Origin of the sequence: Neorhizobium sp. DAR64860/K0K1 (assembly GCF_050500205.1) — a bacterium.
GTDB lineage: Bacteria > Pseudomonadota > Alphaproteobacteria > Rhizobiales > Rhizobiaceae > Neorhizobium > Neorhizobium soli.
Window position 1 is genome coordinate 2,470,181 of record NZ_CP191459.1, and the last position, 17,409, is coordinate 2,487,589.

Annotated in this window: 17 protein-coding genes; 10 read left to right on the forward strand and 7 right to left on the reverse strand. The window is 61.4% G+C overall.

All coding sequences use genetic code 11. The features are described 5' to 3' along the window. Window positions 1-35: 35 nt before the first annotated feature. The 5 genes from ACQY1J_RS16710 to coxB all read right to left on the reverse strand — a co-directional run bounded on the left by ACQY1J_RS16710 (window position 36) and on the right by coxB (window position 4,511). Window positions 36-680: a cytochrome c oxidase assembly protein gene (locus tag ACQY1J_RS16710; protein WP_430250365.1), complete on the reverse strand. Its 645-nt coding sequence runs from the start codon at window positions 678-680 to the stop codon at window positions 36-38. A 25-nt stretch (window positions 681-705) separates the two neighbouring features. Further along, window positions 706-846 (reverse strand): hypothetical protein, encoded by a 141-nt coding sequence (locus tag ACQY1J_RS16715; protein ID WP_162734883.1) that lies wholly within the window; start codon window positions 844-846, stop codon window positions 706-708. After that, a complete protein-coding gene (gene cyoE / locus ACQY1J_RS16720) occupies window positions 843-1,799 on the reverse strand; it encodes a heme o synthase (protein ID WP_430250366.1) in 957 nt (318 codons plus the stop codon). Before cyoE ends, ACQY1J_RS16715 begins: the two co-directional genes overlap by 4 nt. A gap of 73 nt (window positions 1,800-1,872) precedes the next feature. Continuing rightward, complete coding sequence (ctaD, locus tag ACQY1J_RS16725) at window positions 1,873-3,609, reverse strand: cytochrome c oxidase subunit I (RefSeq protein WP_430250367.1); 1,737 nt, start codon at window positions 3,607-3,609, stop codon at window positions 1,873-1,875. 17 nt (window positions 3,610-3,626) lie between these two features. Beyond that, window positions 3,627-4,511 carry a cytochrome c oxidase subunit II gene (coxB, locus tag ACQY1J_RS16730; protein ID WP_062453631.1) on the reverse strand — a complete coding sequence of 295 codons (885 nt, stop codon included), beginning with the start codon at window positions 4,509-4,511 and terminating at the stop codon, window positions 3,627-3,629. A 326-nt stretch (window positions 4,512-4,837) separates the two neighbouring features. Between coxB and ACQY1J_RS16735 the strand changes: the two genes are divergently transcribed. The 5 genes from ACQY1J_RS16735 (at window position 4,838) to ACQY1J_RS16755 (ending at window position 9,485) form a co-directional block, all read left to right on the forward strand. Continuing rightward, window positions 4,838-5,509, forward strand: a complete 672-nt coding sequence (locus ACQY1J_RS16735) for an invasion associated locus B family protein (RefSeq protein ID WP_430250368.1) — start codon at window positions 4,838-4,840, stop codon at window positions 5,507-5,509. Window positions 5,510-5,631: 122 nt separating this feature from the next. After that, a complete protein-coding gene (gene tldD, locus ACQY1J_RS16740) occupies window positions 5,632-7,047 on the forward strand; it encodes a metalloprotease TldD (RefSeq protein WP_430250369.1) in 1,416 nt (471 codons plus the stop codon). Then, window positions 7,044-7,484, forward strand: a complete 441-nt coding sequence (locus ACQY1J_RS16745) for a bleomycin resistance protein (RefSeq protein ID WP_062453634.1) — start codon at window positions 7,044-7,046, stop codon at window positions 7,482-7,484. The genes tldD and ACQY1J_RS16745 overlap by 4 nt, the downstream gene beginning before the upstream one ends. A gap of 76 nt (window positions 7,485-7,560) precedes the next feature. After that, window positions 7,561-8,352 carry a sulfite exporter TauE/SafE family protein gene (locus tag ACQY1J_RS16750; RefSeq protein ID WP_430250370.1) on the forward strand — a complete coding sequence of 264 codons (792 nt, stop codon included), beginning with the start codon at window positions 7,561-7,563 and terminating at the stop codon, window positions 8,350-8,352. 92 nt (window positions 8,353-8,444) lie between these two features. Then, window positions 8,445-9,485 carry a polysaccharide deacetylase family protein gene (locus ACQY1J_RS16755; protein WP_430251975.1) on the forward strand — a complete coding sequence of 347 codons (1,041 nt, stop codon included), beginning with the start codon at window positions 8,445-8,447 and terminating at the stop codon, window positions 9,483-9,485. Between the two features lie 21 nt (window positions 9,486-9,506). Here ACQY1J_RS16755 and pdxH read toward each other — a convergent pair whose 3' ends face one another. After that, window positions 9,507-10,127 carry a pyridoxamine 5'-phosphate oxidase gene (gene pdxH / locus ACQY1J_RS16760; protein WP_113166725.1) on the reverse strand — a complete coding sequence of 207 codons (621 nt, stop codon included), beginning with the start codon at window positions 10,125-10,127 and terminating at the stop codon, window positions 9,507-9,509. Between the two features lie 63 nt (window positions 10,128-10,190). On the opposite strand from pdxH, the gene ACQY1J_RS16765 reads away from it, so the two are divergent. The 4 genes from ACQY1J_RS16765 to ACQY1J_RS16780 all read left to right on the forward strand — a co-directional run bounded on the left by ACQY1J_RS16765 (window position 10,191) and on the right by ACQY1J_RS16780 (window position 13,603). Continuing rightward, a complete protein-coding gene (locus tag ACQY1J_RS16765; RefSeq protein WP_244474003.1) occupies window positions 10,191-10,643 on the forward strand; it encodes an RT0821/Lpp0805 family surface protein in 453 nt (150 codons plus the stop codon). A gap of 223 nt (window positions 10,644-10,866) precedes the next feature. After that, on the forward strand, window positions 10,867-12,036 hold the full coding sequence (locus ACQY1J_RS16770; RefSeq protein ID WP_430250371.1) for a DnaJ C-terminal domain-containing protein: 1,170 nt from the start codon (window positions 10,867-10,869) through the stop codon (window positions 12,034-12,036). A 150-nt stretch (window positions 12,037-12,186) separates the two neighbouring features. Then, window positions 12,187-13,005, forward strand: coding sequence for an enoyl-ACP reductase FabI (gene fabI, locus ACQY1J_RS16775; protein ID WP_062453638.1), 819 nt, complete (start codon window positions 12,187-12,189; stop codon window positions 13,003-13,005). Window positions 13,006-13,012: 7 nt separating this feature from the next. Next, window positions 13,013-13,603: a histidine phosphatase family protein gene (locus ACQY1J_RS16780; RefSeq protein ID WP_430250372.1), complete on the forward strand. Its 591-nt coding sequence runs from the start codon at window positions 13,013-13,015 to the stop codon at window positions 13,601-13,603. Window positions 13,604-13,627: 24 nt separating this feature from the next. Here the strand turns inward: ACQY1J_RS16780 and ACQY1J_RS16785 are convergent, their stop codons facing one another. Beyond that, window positions 13,628-13,888, reverse strand: coding sequence for a DUF1344 domain-containing protein (locus ACQY1J_RS16785; protein WP_062453640.1), 261 nt, complete (start codon window positions 13,886-13,888; stop codon window positions 13,628-13,630). A 297-nt stretch (window positions 13,889-14,185) separates the two neighbouring features. Here ACQY1J_RS16785 and ACQY1J_RS16790 point away from each other — a divergent pair, with 297 nt between their 5' ends. Then, the gene (locus ACQY1J_RS16790) at window positions 14,186-17,329 is read left to right on the forward strand and encodes a putative bifunctional diguanylate cyclase/phosphodiesterase (protein WP_162759498.1); all 3,144 of its coding nucleotides are present in this window, start codon (window positions 14,186-14,188) and stop codon (window positions 17,327-17,329) included. Window positions 17,330-17,409: the final 80 nt, after the last annotated feature.

Below are 17,409 nucleotides of genomic sequence, written 5' to 3' on the forward strand. Positions count from 1 at the left end.
GCAAGTGTTCCACCCGCCAAAAACGGCGGGCCATTTTAAAGCTTACTGCCCCTATCCTGCACTTCATTCCGCAAGGCCGCAACCGGCTTCGGCGGCGGCTCTTTCCCCGGATAGAAGGTGTAGGACAGGGTAATGGTCTTGATGTTCTTCGTCTCGTTCGCCTTGACGATCTCCGGATCGACGAAGAAGACGACCGGCATATCGATCGTCTGGCCCGGCTGCAGCGTCTGCTCGGTGAAGCAGAAGCACTGGACCTTGTTGAAATAGACCGCCGCCTCCATGGGGGTGACGTTGAAGACCGCGGTTCCAGTCGTCGCCACCGGCGAACGGTTCTTCGCGGTAAACGACACCTGCCCGGTTTCGCCGATCTTAAGCTCCACAGGTTTCGAAGGCTTGAAATCCCAGTTCAGGCCGGGCGACACATTGGCGTCGAACGTGACCTTGATGGTCTTGTCGAGGATCGTATCGGAATATTGCTCGCTCCGCTGGGTGGTGCCGTTATAGCCGGTGACCTGACAGAAGAGGCGGTAGAGCGGTACGGACGCATAGGCGGCACCCACCATGCAGGTGACGAACACCGCGCAGCCGGCAAAGATCGCGGCATTGCTGACCCGCTTTGCCTGACCATGGCCCGGCCGCGGGGCGTTGCCCTGACCATTCCCGTGAACCTCTCCTCCCATGCGCCTCCTCCTCAAGCTTTCTGGGTCAGTTGCCGACGCCGCCGACTTTGACCAGCGTCATCACGTAGAAAAGGACGACCAGCCCGGCGAGGACCAGTCCCAGCGCCACATTTCTGTTGCGACGGGACTTTCTCTGGGCGTCGTTGAGCTTGACGGTGTCAATCATAGAAGGCTTCCGATCAGGGTCGCCACACCGGCTGCCGCGTGGTCGGCAAGCAGCGCGGAAAAGATGATGAAGAGATAGAAGATCGAGTAACCGAACATCTTGCGGGCCGGCACCATCCGCTCGTCGCCTTCAGCCATGCGCAGGACTGAGATGGAACAGGCAATGAAGATCAGTCCCAGCACGCCGGCAAAAATGCCGTAGCCGATGCTGGCAAGGCCGGTGAAGCTGGGTGCGACGCCGAGAACAGCCGTCAGAACCGCATAGGCGAACATCTGGATCTTGGTGGAACGCTCGCCGGCGACGTTCGGCATCATCGGCACGCCGACCGAGCCGTAATCGCGCATCTTGTAGAGCGCCAGCGCCCAGAAGTGGGCAGGCGTCCAGAGGAAGATGATGAGGAACAGGATGACGCTATCGAGCGAGATGCCGCCGGTGACGCAGGCCCAGCCGATCATGGGCGGGAAGGCGCCGGAGGCACCGCCGATGACGATGTTCTGCGGCGTCGAGCGCTTCAGCCACATCGTATAGACGACGGCGTAGAAGAAAATGGTGAAGGCGAGCAGGCCGGCGGCCAGCCAGTTGACGGCGAGACCGAGGATCGCCACCGAAAAGACCGAGAGCGTCAGGCCGAAGGCAAGCGCTTCGCTTGGCCGCACGCGACCGTCAGGAATGGGGCGCTTGGCGGTGCGGGTCATGACGGCATCGATATCGGCGTCGTACCACATGTTGAGCGCGCCGGACGCACCGGCGCCCACCGCGATACAGAGAACCGAGATTGCAGCGAGAACCGGATTGAGCGTGCCGGGCGCCAGAACGAGACCTGCGAACGCCGTGAAGACGACGAGCGACATGACCCGTGGCTTCAGAAGTTCGAAGAAATCGCGTGCGCCCGCTTCAGACAGGAACAGGCCTGCGTCATTGCCGAGAGCGTCGCGATCATCGATAACTGTCATGAGACCTAAAAACCTTGCATTTTCACGGGACAGCGCGCGTCACACGCGATGTCCCTTGTTCGGAACGCTGCCTTTAGCGGATGCGCGGCAGCTGTTCCCACTGGTGGTAAGGCGGCGGCGAAGACAGCTGCCACTCGAGCGTCGTTGCGCCTTCACCCCATGGATTGTCGCCGGCAACACGCTTCTTGGCGAAGGCTTCCCAGACGCCGAAGAGGAAGACCAGAACACCCGCGAAGGAGATGTAGGAACCGATCGAGGAGATGTAGTTCCAGCCCACGAAGGCATCCGGATAGTCGATATAGCGGCGCGGCATGCCGGCGAGGCCTAAGAAATGCTGCGGAAAGAACACCAGGTTCACGCCCACGAACATCACCCAGAAATGCAGGTGTGCCACCTTCTCGCTATACATGTAGCCGAACATTTTCGGGAACCAGTAATACCAGCCGGCAAAGATTGCAAATACGGCGCCGAGCGACAGCACGTAGTGGAAGTGAGCCACCACGTAATAGGTGTCGTGCAGCGACCGGTCGAGGCCGGCATTGGCGAGCTGGACGCCGGTGACGCCGCCCACAGTAAACAGGAAGATGAAGCCGATCGCCCAGACCATCGGCGCCTTGAAGGTGATCGAGCCACCCCACATCGTCGCGATCCAGGAGAAGATCTTGATGCCGGTCGGCACCGCGATCACCATCGTTGCGAACACGAAGTAGCGCTGCGCATCGAGCGACAGACCGACCGTGTACATGTGGTGGGCCCAGACGATGAAGCCGACTGCGCCGATCGCCACCATCGCATAGGCCATGCCGAGATAGCCGAAGACCGGCTTTTTCGAGAAGGTCGAGATGATGTGGCTGACGATGCCGAAGCCGGGCAGGATCAGGATGTAGACTTCCGGGTGACCGAAGAACCAGAACAGGTGCTGGTAGAGGATCGGATCGCCGCCGCCTTCAGGCGAGAAGAACGTGGTTCCGAAGTTGCGGTCGGTCAGCGCCATGGTGATGGCACCGGCGAGAACCGGCAGCGACAGAAGAAGCAGGAAGGCAGTGACCAGAACGGCCCAGGCAAACAACGGCATCTTGTGCAGCGTCATGCCCGGAGCGCGCATGTTGAGAATGGTGGTGATGAAGTTAATCGCGCCGAGGATCGACGAGGCACCTGCAACGTGGAGCGCAAGGATCGCCAGATCGACGGCCGGACCCGGATGACCCGAGGTCGACAGCGGCGGATACATGGTCCAACCGCCGCCCGCGCCATAGGCACCGGATGGTCCTTCGACGAACATCGACAGCATCAACAGCAGGAAGGCCGGGATGATCAGCCAGAAGGAGATGTTGTTCAGACGCGGGAAGGCCATGTCAGGCGCGCCGATCATGATCGGCACCATCCAGTTGGCAAAACCGCCGATCATTGCCGGCATGACCATGAAGAAGATCATGATCAGCGCATGCGCGGTGGTGAACACATTGTACATGTGCTTGCCGCCATCGATCGCGGCATCGCCCTCAAAACCGTAGACCATCGACGCCAGACCGTGGAAGATCTGGATGCCCGGTTCCTGCAGCTCCATGCGCATCGCAACCGACAGAAGGCCGCCGAGGACGCCCGCCATGATCGCGAAGATCAGATAGAGCGTACCGATATCCTTGTGGTTGGTCGAAAACAGCCAGCGGGCGGCAAAGCCCGGTGTGTGGGAATGATGATCGCCATGTGCATGCGCATCGTCGTGAGGCGCGCGAGCATGGGCATCATGAGCATGGTCGTCATGGGCGTGAGCGCCATGCGGATCCGTGTGAGTGGTATGTCCGGCCATTATCGTCAGCCTCCTGATTACTTCGCAGCGACGGCAAGGCCGTCAGCGGGCTTGGCCGTGCCGGCATCGGCGACCAGTGCTTTATAAGCACCGGGAAGGTCGCTGGCGGCCTGGGCAAGCCAGGTGTTGTACTTTTCCTCGGAGACGACGTGGATGGCGATCGGCATATAGGCATGGTCCTTGCCGCAAAGCTCGGAACATTGGCCGTAATACATCCCCTCGCGATCGGCCTTGAACCAGGTCTCGTTGAGACGGCCGGGAACGGCATCGATCTTGACGCCGAAGGCCGGCATGGCGAAGGCGTGGATCACGTCGGACGGCGCTGCCGTCACCAGCATGCGTACCGTCTTGCCGACCGGAATGATCATTTCGTTGTCGACGGCAAGAAGCCGCGGATAGCGATCGATATCGGTCTTGCCGGCGGCAGCGCGATCCGGATCCTTCAGCATGTAGCTGTCGAAGGCGACGGGCGTTTCGCCGGAACCCTCATATTCGTAGTTCCACTGCCACTGGGTGGCGGTGGCCTTGACCGTCATGTCCGCATCCGGAATTTCCAGCTGTGCGTTCAGAAGGTTGAAGGACGGGATGGCGAGGAAGAACAGGATCAGCACCGGCGCCACGGTCCAGACGATCTCGATGACCGTGTTGTGGCTGGTGCGCGAGGCAACCGGATTGCGGCTGGCGCGGAACTTGACCGCAACCATGATCAGCAGCACCAGAACGAGCAATGTCACCGGCACGATGAACCAGAGCGTATAGTGCTCGAACCAGCGAATTTGGTGCATGATCGGTGACGCGGGCGCCTGCAAATCCATCTGCCATGGCCTCGGCTGGTCCGCATGGGCCAGCGAAGCCGTGAAAAGACAGATAAGCGACGCCATTGCGGCGTAAGCTCTCAACATAACGATAAACCCTCTCTCCCATGCGCCCGAGTCCCGCGATCGAACGGCATGCGGAATTCAAGCGCCTGGTTTGGTTCAATCACAGTTTGCGGGCCGTCGCAATATCTGCAGACCATTGCTCATGCGGCATTTTGAACCGGTCCACACGCGTCAGAGGCCTGCAGTTGCAGGAATATGCGGTGTTGCTTGACTGGATGCGCACCACATGGCGCCAAACCCTGCGAGTCCCATTTTCGCCGTACTCGGCTGAAAAGAGAGCGAGGCCTTTCATTTCGGCGTAGGACCGCCAAGAATAGTCACACTGATTCGTCCGTTTAGAGGTCTACATGGGTCGTCCCTACCGCCTTCGCGCCTGCCTTGCCTTGATGCTTGCGGGGGCCGTCGCATTACCCGCACTCGCGCAGCAGCCGGGACCTCGGCCGACTCCCAATACCCCATCGGCACCGGCTCCTTCCGCGCCGGCTCCTGCCCCATCGGCTCCTGCCCCATCGACTGGTGCAGCACCGAAGACCGGGCAGAATGCACAGCAGGCGCCGCAAAACCCTGCTCCCGGTTCTCCGGCACAGCCCGGCAACGTGAAGGAAAACCACGGCGCCTGGTCGATCATCTGCGACAAGCCGGCCGGTGCCTCCGTCGAGCAGTGCGCGATGATGCAGAACGTGATCGCCGAAGATCGCCCGGAAGTCGGCCTGTCCGTCGTCGTCCTCAAGACCGCCGACCGCAAGGCGCGCATCCTGCGCATCCTTGCCCCGCTCGGCGTTCTCCTGAAGGACGGCATGGAGCTCTATGTCGACAGCAACAATATCGGCCGCGCCTATTTCACCCGCTGCTTCTCGGAAGGCTGCTATGTGGAAGTGGAAATCGACGACGAGCTGATGCGCATCCTTCGCGCCGGCAAGAACGCCGTGTTCGCGCTGCGCGAGTCCGCTGATCAGGACCGCGTCGGCATCCCGATCGAGCTCAACGGTTTTGGCCCCGGCTACGACGCGCTTCCGTAAAGACGCTTGTTTCGGCGGATTGCCGGAACTACATCGGGCTCCAGATATCTCGACTTGGGCGCGTATGCATTCGCGCCCCTCGGTCCCGAATGCACTGACGTGCGCAAGCGGAGCATAGAACAATGAACACCGACCTGATCTCCCTCTTCGATTGCGACGAGACGAAGCTGCGTTCGATCCTGAGCCAGGCGCTGTCAGGCGCTGACGATGGCGAGCTCTATCTCGAGCATGCCCAGGCGGAATCGCTTTCGTTCGACAATGGCCGCCTGAAGGGTGGTTCGTTCAACACCGATCAGGGTTTTGGCCTGCGTGCCGTTGCCGGCGAGGCTGTCGGGTATGCGCATGCAGGCGAGCTTTCGGCGTCAGCGCTTTCACGTGCGTCCGATGCCGTGCGCGCCGTGACCGCCAACCATTCCGGCTCCTATGCCGCAGCGCCGCAGCGCACAAATAAGAAATACTACGGCGACGAGAACCCGATCGGCTCTCCGAGCTTTGAGGCCAAGGCGAAGCTTCTGACCGAGATCGACGCCTATCTGCGCGCCAAGGATCCGAAGGTGCGCCAGGTTTCGGCAAGCCTTGCTGCCAGCTGGCAGGTGGTCGACATTCTGCGCGCCGATGGACACCGGGTGCAGGACATCCGGCCGATGACGCGCATCAACATCTCCGTCGTCGTGGGTGACGGGGATCGTCAGGAATTGGGTTCGTTCGGCACCGGTGGCCGGATCGGCTTTGGCGATTTCGTCGCGACCGGCAACTGGCAGGCAGGCGCCGACGAGGCGCTTCGCCAGGCACTGGTCAATCTCGAGGCGATCGATGCGCCTGCCGGCACCATGGACGTGGTGCTTGGCAATGGCTGGCCGGGCGTGATGCTGCACGAGGCCGTCGGCCACGGCCTGGAAGGCGATTTCAACCGCAAGAAGACGTCGGCCTTTGCCGGCCTGATGGGCGAGATGGTGGCAGCCCCCGGCGTCACCGTTGTCGACGACGGCACGATCGACAACCGCCGTGGATCGCTGACCGTCGACGACGAAGGCACGCCTTCTGCCTATAACGTCCTGATCGAGGACGGAAAGCTGGTTGGTTACATGCAGGACCGCCAGAATGCCCGATTGATGGGTGTGGCACCCACCGGCAACGGCCGCCGCCAGGGCTATGCGCACATACCCATGCCGCGCATGACCAACACATTCATGCTGGGCGGCGACAAGTCCCCGCAAGAGATCATCGCATCGGTCAAGAAGGGCATCTATGCCGTGTCCTTCGGTGGCGGACAGGTGGATATCACCTCCGGCAAGTTCGTGTTCGGCTGCACCGAGGCCTACATGATCGAGAACGGCAAGATCGGCGCGCCGGTCAAGGGTGCGATGCTGATCGGAAACGGTCCGGATGCGATGAAGCGCATTTCGATGGTCGGCAACGACCTGAAGCTCGACACCGGCATCGGCAATTGCGGCAAGGGCGGCCAGTGGGTGCCAGTTGGCGTCGGCCAGCCGCATCTGCGGATGGATCAGGTCACGGTGGGCGGCACTAAGGCGTGACGCGGCACCGGTCCAACGCGCTGGTTCCCGAGCTCTCCGTCAGCGATTGGCGCAAAAGCTGCGATTTCTACTGCGAGCTGATCGGTTTCGATATCGTCTATGACCGTCCGGACGAAGGGTTTGCATTCCTGGCGCTTGGCCAGGCGCAACTGATGATCGACCAGATCGGTATCGGCCGAGATTTTGCTCTGCCCGACGGGGCGTCCCCCGCCTATCCGTTCGGTCGCGGCTTGAACCTGCAGATCGAGGTTCCATCCTCGGGAGCGATCCTGACGCGGCTGCAGGCAGCGGGCGTGCCCCTTCAGCTCGAACCGGAAGACAAGTGGTATCGCCGCGGCGATCATGAGGTCGGCAATCGGCAGTTCATTGTTGCCGACCCTGATGGATATCTGCTGCGGCTGTTCGAACATCTGGGAGAGCGGCCCCTGCCGCTCTGAACCCGTCGGCGTGACGGCTTGACACCTTCGGCCAAATCCCTGCAGTTGCCGGCTTTGTAACAGTGCAAGCCGATCCATGCCCTCCTCCACCCCCATTGCCGACATGTTCAGCCTCTGGCTTCCCGGCCATTCGCCGGGTGAACTCGCCTTCGTGTTCTCAGCCGCCATGATCGCCGGCCTTGCCCGCGGGTTCTCGGGATTTGGCGGCGCCCTGATCTTCGTGCCGCTGGCAGGCACGGCGATCGGTCCGAAACTCGCGGCGGCGCTGCTGCTGGTCATCGATGGCGTGATGACGCTCGGGATGGTGCCGGACGGCTGGCGAAGGGCAAACCGGCGCGAGGTGTTCACGATGATGATGGGTGCCGTCGTCGGCGTGCCCGTCGGTGCGGCGGCGCTGGCATTGCTTCCCTCCGTCACCCTGCGCTGGATCATCTCGGTCGTGGTCTTATGTCTTCTCGTGTTCCTGATCTCCGGCTGGCGTTACCACGGCCGGCCTAAGGCGCCGTTGACCGTCGGCGTTGGGGCGCTTGCCGGCCTGTTCGGCGGTGCGGCGCAGATGTCGGGACCACCGATCGTTGCCTACTGGCTTGGCGGCGCGACGGCACCTCATGTCGTCAGGGCAAACCTCGTCCTCTATTTTGCGCTCGCCAGCGTCATCTCATCAGTGTCGTATCTGATCGGCGGCATCCTGACGTTCGAGGTGCTGCTGATCGCGCTGATCGCAGGGCCGGGCTACGGGATCGGGCTTTACGCGGGTTCACGGCTGTTCGGGCGTGCGAGCGAGGCGACGTTCCGGCATATCTGCTTTTGCCTGATCGCATCCGCCGCCCTGATCGGCCTGCCGCTGTTTGACGGCATGATTCGCTAAAACAGGTCTTCAGCAACGCTTAACGGCTGACACGGTAGGTTGCATCTCGGGGTTGAACGGGCGTGGCGACGATGGTGAATTTGAAAGCAAAGTTGCCGGCGGCATGGATCCGTGGCCTGAAACGTCAGGTCACGACGACAGGTCTAGAGGCGTCGGCAGCACTCGCGCGGGCCGGCATGCTGGCAGGTGCGCGCGGTCGTGGTTCTATCTTCACGCTTCATCACGTGCGCCCCAAACAATCGCTCGCGTTCCAGCCGAGCGGTCATCTGGAGGTTACCCCGGAATTCCTGGCCGATGCGATCGAACGGCTCTCGGCGGATGGATATGCGTTCGTGCCGCTGGACGAAGTGCCGGAGCGGGTTGCCAATCCAACCGGCCAGCCGTTTGCCGCCTTCACGCTTGACGATGGCTATCGCAACAACGCCGAACATGCGCTGCCGGTATTCGAGAAATACGGCGTGCCATTCACCGTTTTCGTCGCCCGCGGCTTTGCGGAGCGGACCCATTCGATGTGGTGGGAGACAATGGCGGACCTGATCGGTCGCGAGCGGGAGCTGAGTTTCGATTTCGGCAATGGACCCGAGCGGATCGAGCTCGGCTGTGAAGAGCAGAAGTTCGACGCCTTCGACCGGTTTGCCGATCTCGTGTTTCGCGATGACGAGGCAAGTGCCGTTTCCAGGATGGATGCGCTTGTGCGGTGCCACGGTATCGACCCGTTGCAGATGACCGCCGACCTGACGATGGATCGGGCCGAACTCCGCGAACTTTCGCGGCACAAGCTCGCAACACTTGGCGCCCACACAATCAGTCATCGCGCCGTCGGGCGGCTGTCGGAAGCGCAGGCGCGGGCCGAGATGTCGAGTTCTGCCGACTATGTGGAAGAACTGACCGGGATACGGCCGACCACGATCGCCTATCCCTACGGCACGCGGAAGGCGGTGGGCGAGCGCGACTACCGCATCGCCCGCGACCTCGGCTTTTCGGTCGCCGTCACGACCCAGCCGGGCACGATCTGCGAGAAATGGCTGACCCGGCTGACGGGTCTGCCGCGGATTTCGCTGAACGGCCATTACCAGCGGGCGCGCTATGTGTCGGCGCTCGCCTCGGGCATTCCCTTCAAGCTTGCGCGCTAGGCGCAAGCTCTCATCGGTCGCTCACGGATACATCCGCACCTTTCCCCAGGCACCGTCTGGCGTATCGCGGCGGAATTCGATCCGGTCATGCAGGCGGAACGGTCGATCGTGCCAGAACTCGATCGACACGGGACGGATGCGGAAACCGGACCAGTGCGGTGGCCGCGGTATCTCGCCGATCGCAAATTTCGCGGTGTATTCGGCCACGGATTTTTCCAGCGCGAAACGGCCTTCGAGCGGCCGTGACTGTTTCGAGGCCCAGGCGCCGATTCGGCTTCCGCGTGGCCGCGTCGCATAATAGGCATCCGCGTCGGCATCGCTGACGATCTCGACAGGGCCGCGCAGACGCACCTGACGTCTCTGCGACTTCCAGTGAAAGACCATCGCAGCCTTTTTCTGGCCGAGAATTTCCTCGCCCTTCTGGCTTTCGAAATTCGTATAGAATACAAACCCGTCCTCGTCGTAGCCCTTCAGCAGGACCATTCGCACATTGGGAAGCCCATGTTCATCGACGGTCGCAAGCGCGACGGCGTTCGGATCGTTGATCTCGCTGGATTCGGCATCCTTCAACCACGACCCAAATAAGGTGAAGGGTTCACTTTCCTGCGTGAAGTCACCGCTTGTTAACCCGTTTTCCGACATATTGACTAAAGTGCTCCCGATCTGATGAACATGCCCGAGACACTTGGCCGGACAGGATGCAAGGTGATTGTGATAGCAAATTCGATGTGCCGTACAAAGAGCCTGAATGGCGCCAGCCTGCGAATCATCGCGATCGTCGCACTGTGCGGTTCGCTTGGCAGCTGCACCAGCATGGATGTGTTCGGCGGCGCGGACAAGGTCGATCGTAGTATCTCGACGAGCAGCATTCCCAGCAAGCCAAAAGCGGGTGATCCGCAATCGGACGAAGCCACCGTGCGCAATGCCGTGACCTCGGCCGATCTCGCCAAGGTGGGTGCGAACCCCCTTCCCTGGGCAAATTCGGCGACCGGCAGTGCCGGTGTCGTCTCCTCGATCCACGAGGACCGGAGCGCCGGCCTACTCTGCCGCGCCTTCACCACCAGCCGCCATTCCTATGAAGGAATATCGCTGTTTTCCGGTCAGGCATGCAGGACCGAAACGGGCGACTGGTCGCTCACGGCATTTGACCGCCAGTAGTGTTGGGGACAGCACTGTGCGGTAAACGTTTTGTTTACCGTAACATGCATCGACCTTCTCTCCGTAACCTCTGATTCAGCAATTCCTCCATACGGTTACTGCCTGTGATCCGGCCAGCCTCGGGGCATGAGGAACCGAAGGCTGCCGCGAGAGTTGTTGAGTTACGGGGGGTCCGGAATTGGATACGCGACCCACCGCCCCAAGCTTTACGGGTGGTTTCAAAATGCGCGATCCCTACTCTATTCTCGGCGTCAATCGGAGCGCCAACGCTGACGAGATCAAATCGGCGTGGCGTTCGAAGGCAAAGACCATTCATCCCGATCAGAACCAGGACGACCCCGACGCCGGCGAGCGCTTCGCCGAAATGGGCCAGGCCTATGAGGTGCTGAAGGATCCCGAGCGGCGCAAGCGCTACGACCGCGCATCCGCTCTTCAACAGACATTCATGCAGCAGCGCCAGGCAGCCCGCGAAGCGGAAATGCGTGCCAAGGCTTCCCGCGAGCGCGCGGCAAAAGTGATGGAAGAGCTTGCCCGTGCCAGCGCCAAGCGGGCGCAGGCCGAAGTACTTCAATCCCAGGCGCAGCAGCAACAGCAGAACGGCAAGGCCCGTGGCGATGCTCCGCCGGAACCGGCCGAAGACATGGTCGAGCGTATCTTCGGCGTCTCGCCAGACGGCCAGACCGCCGACTCCGGACCGAAAAAAACCGCAGACGAGGCGTCGACCGCGCAGGCCGCTCGTCCATCGTCGAAAAGCGACGCGACAGGAGCCGATGCAGCGGATGAGGGACCCGGCAGCCGCCCGGCCCCGCCGACCACCGGCATGGGTTCCGGTCTTCTCAACACGCTGCTGCGGCGCATCCGCGGCGAAACCGTGACCGTTCTCGAAACGGCGCCGGATCTTCTGGCCGAAGCGGTCGTGACGATCGAAGACCTTCTCAACAGGGGTTCGGTCATCGTGCATTCCAGCGACGATCGTGACGTGCGCGTTTCGCTTTCCGCGGGCATGACCGAGGGTCATGTTGTGCGGCTGAAGGGCCAGGGGCTGAAGCTTCCCGGGATGAAGCAGGGCGATCTCGTGGTGACCCTGAAAGTGGCCAAGCATGCGGATTTCCGGGTGAGCGGTTTCGATATCCACACCATTTTGCCGATCTCTCTCGAAGACGCCGTTCTCGGCGCCGAGCCGATGCTGAAGACGCCTGAAGGCGAGCAGACGATCGCGGTTCCCGCATGGTCGGGGTCCGATCAGGCAATCCGGCTGGAAGGCATGGGGCTCTACAACGATGCAGGCGGCCGCGGCGATCTGGTGGCGGAACTGCGCATTGTGCTTCTCGAAAAGCCCGACCCGAAGGTGACCGATCTGATGCGCCACATGCGCCACGGGCTGTATCTGTAAGACATCGATCCCCAACCGGTTCCGGCGACAGCTGAAACGTTGGCCTCCCCGTTCGCCAAAGAGTGGGCGTATGAGTTGGTATCCGCAAGCTTGAACCGTTGCCCTGCCTATGTCATAGGCAAGGCCAAATCGAGTTTCCAGGGGATATTCATGGTTCAGGCTTCCGGCCTCATGTCAGGCAAACGCGGCGTCGTCATGGGTGTCGCCAACAATCGCTCCATCGCATGGGGCATTGCCAAGGCCATTCACGATCAGGGTGGCGAAGTTGCTCTGACCTACCAGGGCGACGCCCTGAAGAAGCGGGTCGAACCGCTCGCTGCCGAAATCAACGCTTTCATGGCCGGCCACTGCGATGTGAGCGACGAGTCGACCATCGATGAGGTGTTCGCCAATATCGAGAAGAAGTGGGGCAAGATCGACTTCTTCGTGCATGCGATCGGCTTCTCCGACAAGGATGAGCTGACCGGCCGTTATGTCGATACGACGCCTGACAACTTCGCCAAGACGATGCAGATCTCGGTCTACTCCTTCACGTCGGCCGCACGCCGCGCCGAAAAGCTGATGACGGACGGCGGCGCCATGCTGACGCTGACCTATTACGGTGCCGAGAAGGTGATGCCGAACTATAACGTCATGGGCGTTGCCAAGGCTGCACTTGAAGCCAGCGTCAAATACCTGGCGGTCGACCTCGGACCGAAGAATATCCGCGTCAACGCGATCTCGGCCGGCCCGATCAAGACGCTTGCCGCGTCCGGTATCGGCGACTTCCGCTATATCCTCAAATGGAACGAGTATAACGCGCCGCTTCGCCGCACGGTCACGATCGAGGAAGTGGGCGATGTCGGCCTTTATCTTCTGTCGAACCTGTCGCGCTCCGTCACCGGTGAAATCCACCATGCGGATAGCGGCTATCACGCCATCGGAATGAAGGCCGTCGACGCGCCTGACATTTCCGTCGTGAAGGACTGAGCGCCCCGTGCTTCTCTACGTCATCCGTCACGGCCAGACGGACTGGAACGCTGAAGGCCGGCTTCAGGGTCAGAAGGATATTCCTCTGAACGATACGGGCCGCCTTCAGGCTACCGGCAATGGTGAAGCGCTGAAAGAACTGCTCGGCGACGATGTCGCCGATTTTGACTTCGTGGCAAGCCCGCTCTCTCGCACCCGCGAGACGATGGAGCGGCTGCGCACAGCGATGGGGCTCGATCCCCTCGCCTACCGGACCGACGACCGGCTGGTGGAAGTTTCGTTCGGCGACTGGGAAGGCCAGACGCTGGCCGAAGTCAAAAAACTCGAGCCCGAGCTGCTGAAGGAAAGAAAGCGCCAGAAATGGAGCTTCATTCCGCCGGGCCAAACTGCCGAGAGCTACGAAATCCTGTCATGGCGCATCGGCGCCTGGATGCAGTCTCTGACCGGTCCGACCGTGGCGGTTGCCCATGGCGGCGTCATCAGGTCGATCTTTCGCCTGATCGGCTGCGTTGGAGAAGAAGAAGCATCGTCCATCGCCATCCATCAGGACCGTATCCTGAAAGTGGAGCCGCTCGCCGGCCGGATGGAATGGCTCTGAGCCGCTGAGGCCCGGTTCCGGCCCTTACTGTACGATTTCGAGATCGTCCACGACGCGGTTGCCATCGACGACCGTGTAGAACACCAGAACCTTGACGCCCGCCTTCAGGCCCTCGAAGTTGAACTCTTCCGGCACCTTGTAGGTCTTGCCGTCGTCCAGCGTCAGGCTGAGCGACTTGGCGTCGATCGTCTTGATCGTCGCCTCGACGTCCACGCTCTGCGCCCAAGTGCTCAGCGGCGAGAAAACACCGGCGGTCGCAAGCAAGGCAGCAATGAGGATACGCATGATGAAGATCCCTGGAACAAACGGTCTGTACTAATTCGGTGCAAGATAGCCTGCCGATTGTGGCGAAAATTGCTCGCCAGCATGACATTTTCGCTACAAACAACAGTTTGATTATTAACCATATTCTTCCAAATTCAAGACGTCTCAAGACCAAATCGAACGTTTAGTGACCGCGTTTACCAACTATTTGCAATAAAACGCAGCTTCACAGCTCTAAGTCGGATGTGGAATGGGAAATTAACTGCGCCACAATACAGTTATACCCGGTCACAAGAGTTAACGAGAAGGTGTTCAGTTTTGGCGCTCTGGCGTTCCTCCATTACCGAAAGGTTTCGCCCTTTCAGCAGTGCGTGCGCGCCTGCCGTCGCAGCCTTCCTCGTTTCGCTGACAGTTATCGTCACCGCGGTGGTCCTCGATCACCGATTCGTGCAGAAACATCGCGATGATATTCACGCCGCCACGACACGCGCGGCCGGCACGGCGGCCCGTCAGATCGCCTCGCGGCTGGAGCTTGATTTCGCGGTCGCCGATAGCCTGCGCAATGCGTTGATCGGTCAGGCAGGATACAAGCCCAACGATATGCAGACCTCTGCTCGTCAGGCACTCGCCGACCTGCCGCACCTTTCCGCAGTGATCGCGGCACCGGGTTTCACACCAACGACCTTCTTCCGCCGCGACAGCTTGGCCGGTGAGACCGGTATCGATCTTGCTGGTCTTAAGGCGGATCTCGACCGGGCCGGCAACAAGGCGCGCCCAAGCGTGCTGACCGGATCGCAGACGGGCAGGCTTACCCTCATCATGCCGGTGCCTTCCGCCAGCGGACAGGAAGCCGGGCTCTGGGGCGCTCTGGTTCTCGTCCTCGATGTCGCCGATCTGCTTGATCCCGCGACACGCCCTCAGGTTGGCGACGCGGCACAAACGTCCGAGACGGTCTTCGACTGGCTCGATCTCGCGCTCGTCGACAACAGTCGAGCCGACCAGGCCGTGTTTTACGGCAATGAAGCGGTAAAGGGCGGCGATCCGGTCCGGTGGTCGATCACCGTCAAGGGTACGGACTGGCAGATCCTTGCGGCGCCGCGCGTCGGCTGGAACGCTTCGCCCGCCGGTCAGATGCGGTTCCGGTTGATCCTGGCGCTGGCATCGCTTGCGATCGTCTTGCCGGTGCTCATTGCGACCTCGCTGATTTCGGAACGCAACCGGCATATCGAGACGCTGCGGCTGCGCGAAAACAAGCTGTTTGCACTGTCGCGACGGTTCGGGCTTGCCATGGAAGCGTCGATGATGGGCATCTGGGAAGTGACCGATGAGGGTGTGCAGCTCTCCTGGGACGATCGCTCCGCCGCTCTCCACGCCAATCCGTCAGCCACCACCGGCAACCGGTTCGATGACTGGATGGCATCGATCGCGCCTGAGGACAGGGCTGTCGCGGAAGCGCATCTCTTTACAGTTCTCTGCACCGACAGCCCATCGACCGAGACCTATCGCCTGATCCTGCCCGGCGGCGACATCCGGCATCTTCGCTCCGCCGGCGCGAGGGTCCAGAACGAGCGCGGCATCCAGGCGACCGGCATCGTCTGGGACGTCACCGCCGACGTGACGATGGCACAGACCCTGCGCGACGCGAAAGACAATAGCGAGGTCAAGAATGCCGAGCTCGAACTGGCGCTCGACGAATTGTCGGACCGGGAGCAGGAACTGGAAGGTCTGTCGCGCAAGCTCGACCTCGCACTCGGTTCCTACGGATGCGGCGTCTGGGAATATGATCCGGCAACCGGCAGCGAGATATGGGACGCTCGCATGTGCCAGCTTTATGGCGTTGCCCCGATTGCCGGCCCCCTTCCCCACGACTTCTGGCTGTCTCTGCTGGTTCCGGAGGATCGCCAGAGTGCTCTTGACGCGGCAATGCGTTACCTTTCCGGCGACGTCGAGGAGGCTCTGATCGTTCGCGTGCCGCAGTCTGACGGCAGCCTCCGCTATATCCGGTCCGTCGGTCAGCTGGTGATCGGTCGCGACGGTTCACGCAAGCTTATCGGCCTCGCCTTCGACGTGACCAAAGATGCGGTGATGACGACCGAGCTCAAGTCTGCGAAAGCGGAATCGGATGCTCGCAATGTCGAGCTTCAGATGGCCAAGACCCGCATCGAGCACAATGCGCTGCACGACCCGCTGACGATGCTTGGGAACCGCCGCAAACTGGACATGGAACTCGACCACCTCTCGCGTGCAAGCCAGGTGGAGCGGCAGAAGTTCTTCATCCTCCATCTCGACCTCGACCGGTTCAAGCAGATCAACGACACGATGGGCCATGCCGCCGGTGACGCGATGCTGGTGCATTCATCCCGGATCCTGTCGCGCAACGTGCGTGACGAGGATATCGTTGCGCGGATCGGCGGCGACGAGTTCGTCATCCTGATGAACAATTCCGCATCCATCGAGGACGTGGCCGAGCTTTCGCAGCGGATCATCGCCGAGTTTCGTCAGCCCTTCGACTTCGACGGCTTTTCCTGCCGGTGCGGCGTTTCGATCGGCATTGCGCAGGCAACCGGTCTCAATGTCGATGCACGACGCACGCTGGTCAACGCCGACATCGCGCTCTACCGGGCCAAGGGCCTCGGCCGCAACCGTTTCGAATTCTTCACGCTCGACCTGCAGGAAGAGATCGTCAGCCACAAGCGGACCGCCGACGAAGTGCTCTCGGCGATCGACAACGGCGAGTTCGTGACCTGGTACCAGCCGCAGTTTTGCGCCAGAACCGGTGAACTGACCGGGGCCGAGGCGCTGCTGCGCTGGAACCATCCGCATCACGGCATCCTGGCGCCGGCGCGGTTCCTGAGGATCGCCGAAGACCTCAACGTGTCGGCGGTGCTCGACCAGATCGTGCTTGAGACGGTGCTGAAGGACAAGATGCGCTGGACCGCGCTCGGCCTCAAGGTGCCGAAGGTCTCCGTCAACGTCTCGTCAAAGCGGCTGCATGACGAAAACCTGATCGCGAACCTCGAGTCGCTGTCCATCACACCCGGCGAGATCTGTTTCGAGCTGGTGGAGTCGATTTTCCTCGACGACGGCGACGTGTCGGTATCGGGCAATATCGAACGCATCAAGGGAATGGGCATCGACATCGAGATCGACGATTTCGGGACCGGTCATACCTCGATCGTCTCGCTGCTGAAGCTGAAACCGAAGCGGCTGAAGATCGACCGGCAGCTGGTGATGCCGATCCTCGAAGCGCCGCAGGAACGGACCATGGTCCGCTCGATCGTCGACATTGCCCGCTCGCTCGGCATCGACACAGTGGCGGAAGGTGTGGAGACGATGCAGCATGCGGAATTGCTGCGCGAACTCGGCTGCGACCTTCTGCAGGGCTATGCCTTTGCCAAGGCCCTGCCCTTTGACGAATTCGTTGAGGCGGCCAGAGCCGACTGGCTCAAACAGGCGGCATGAATGGCACCGAATGGCCGGCCGTGCATCCATGTCCGGCATCGACAGCCCGATATGGGGCAAGAAGGGCTTGTCGCCCGCCG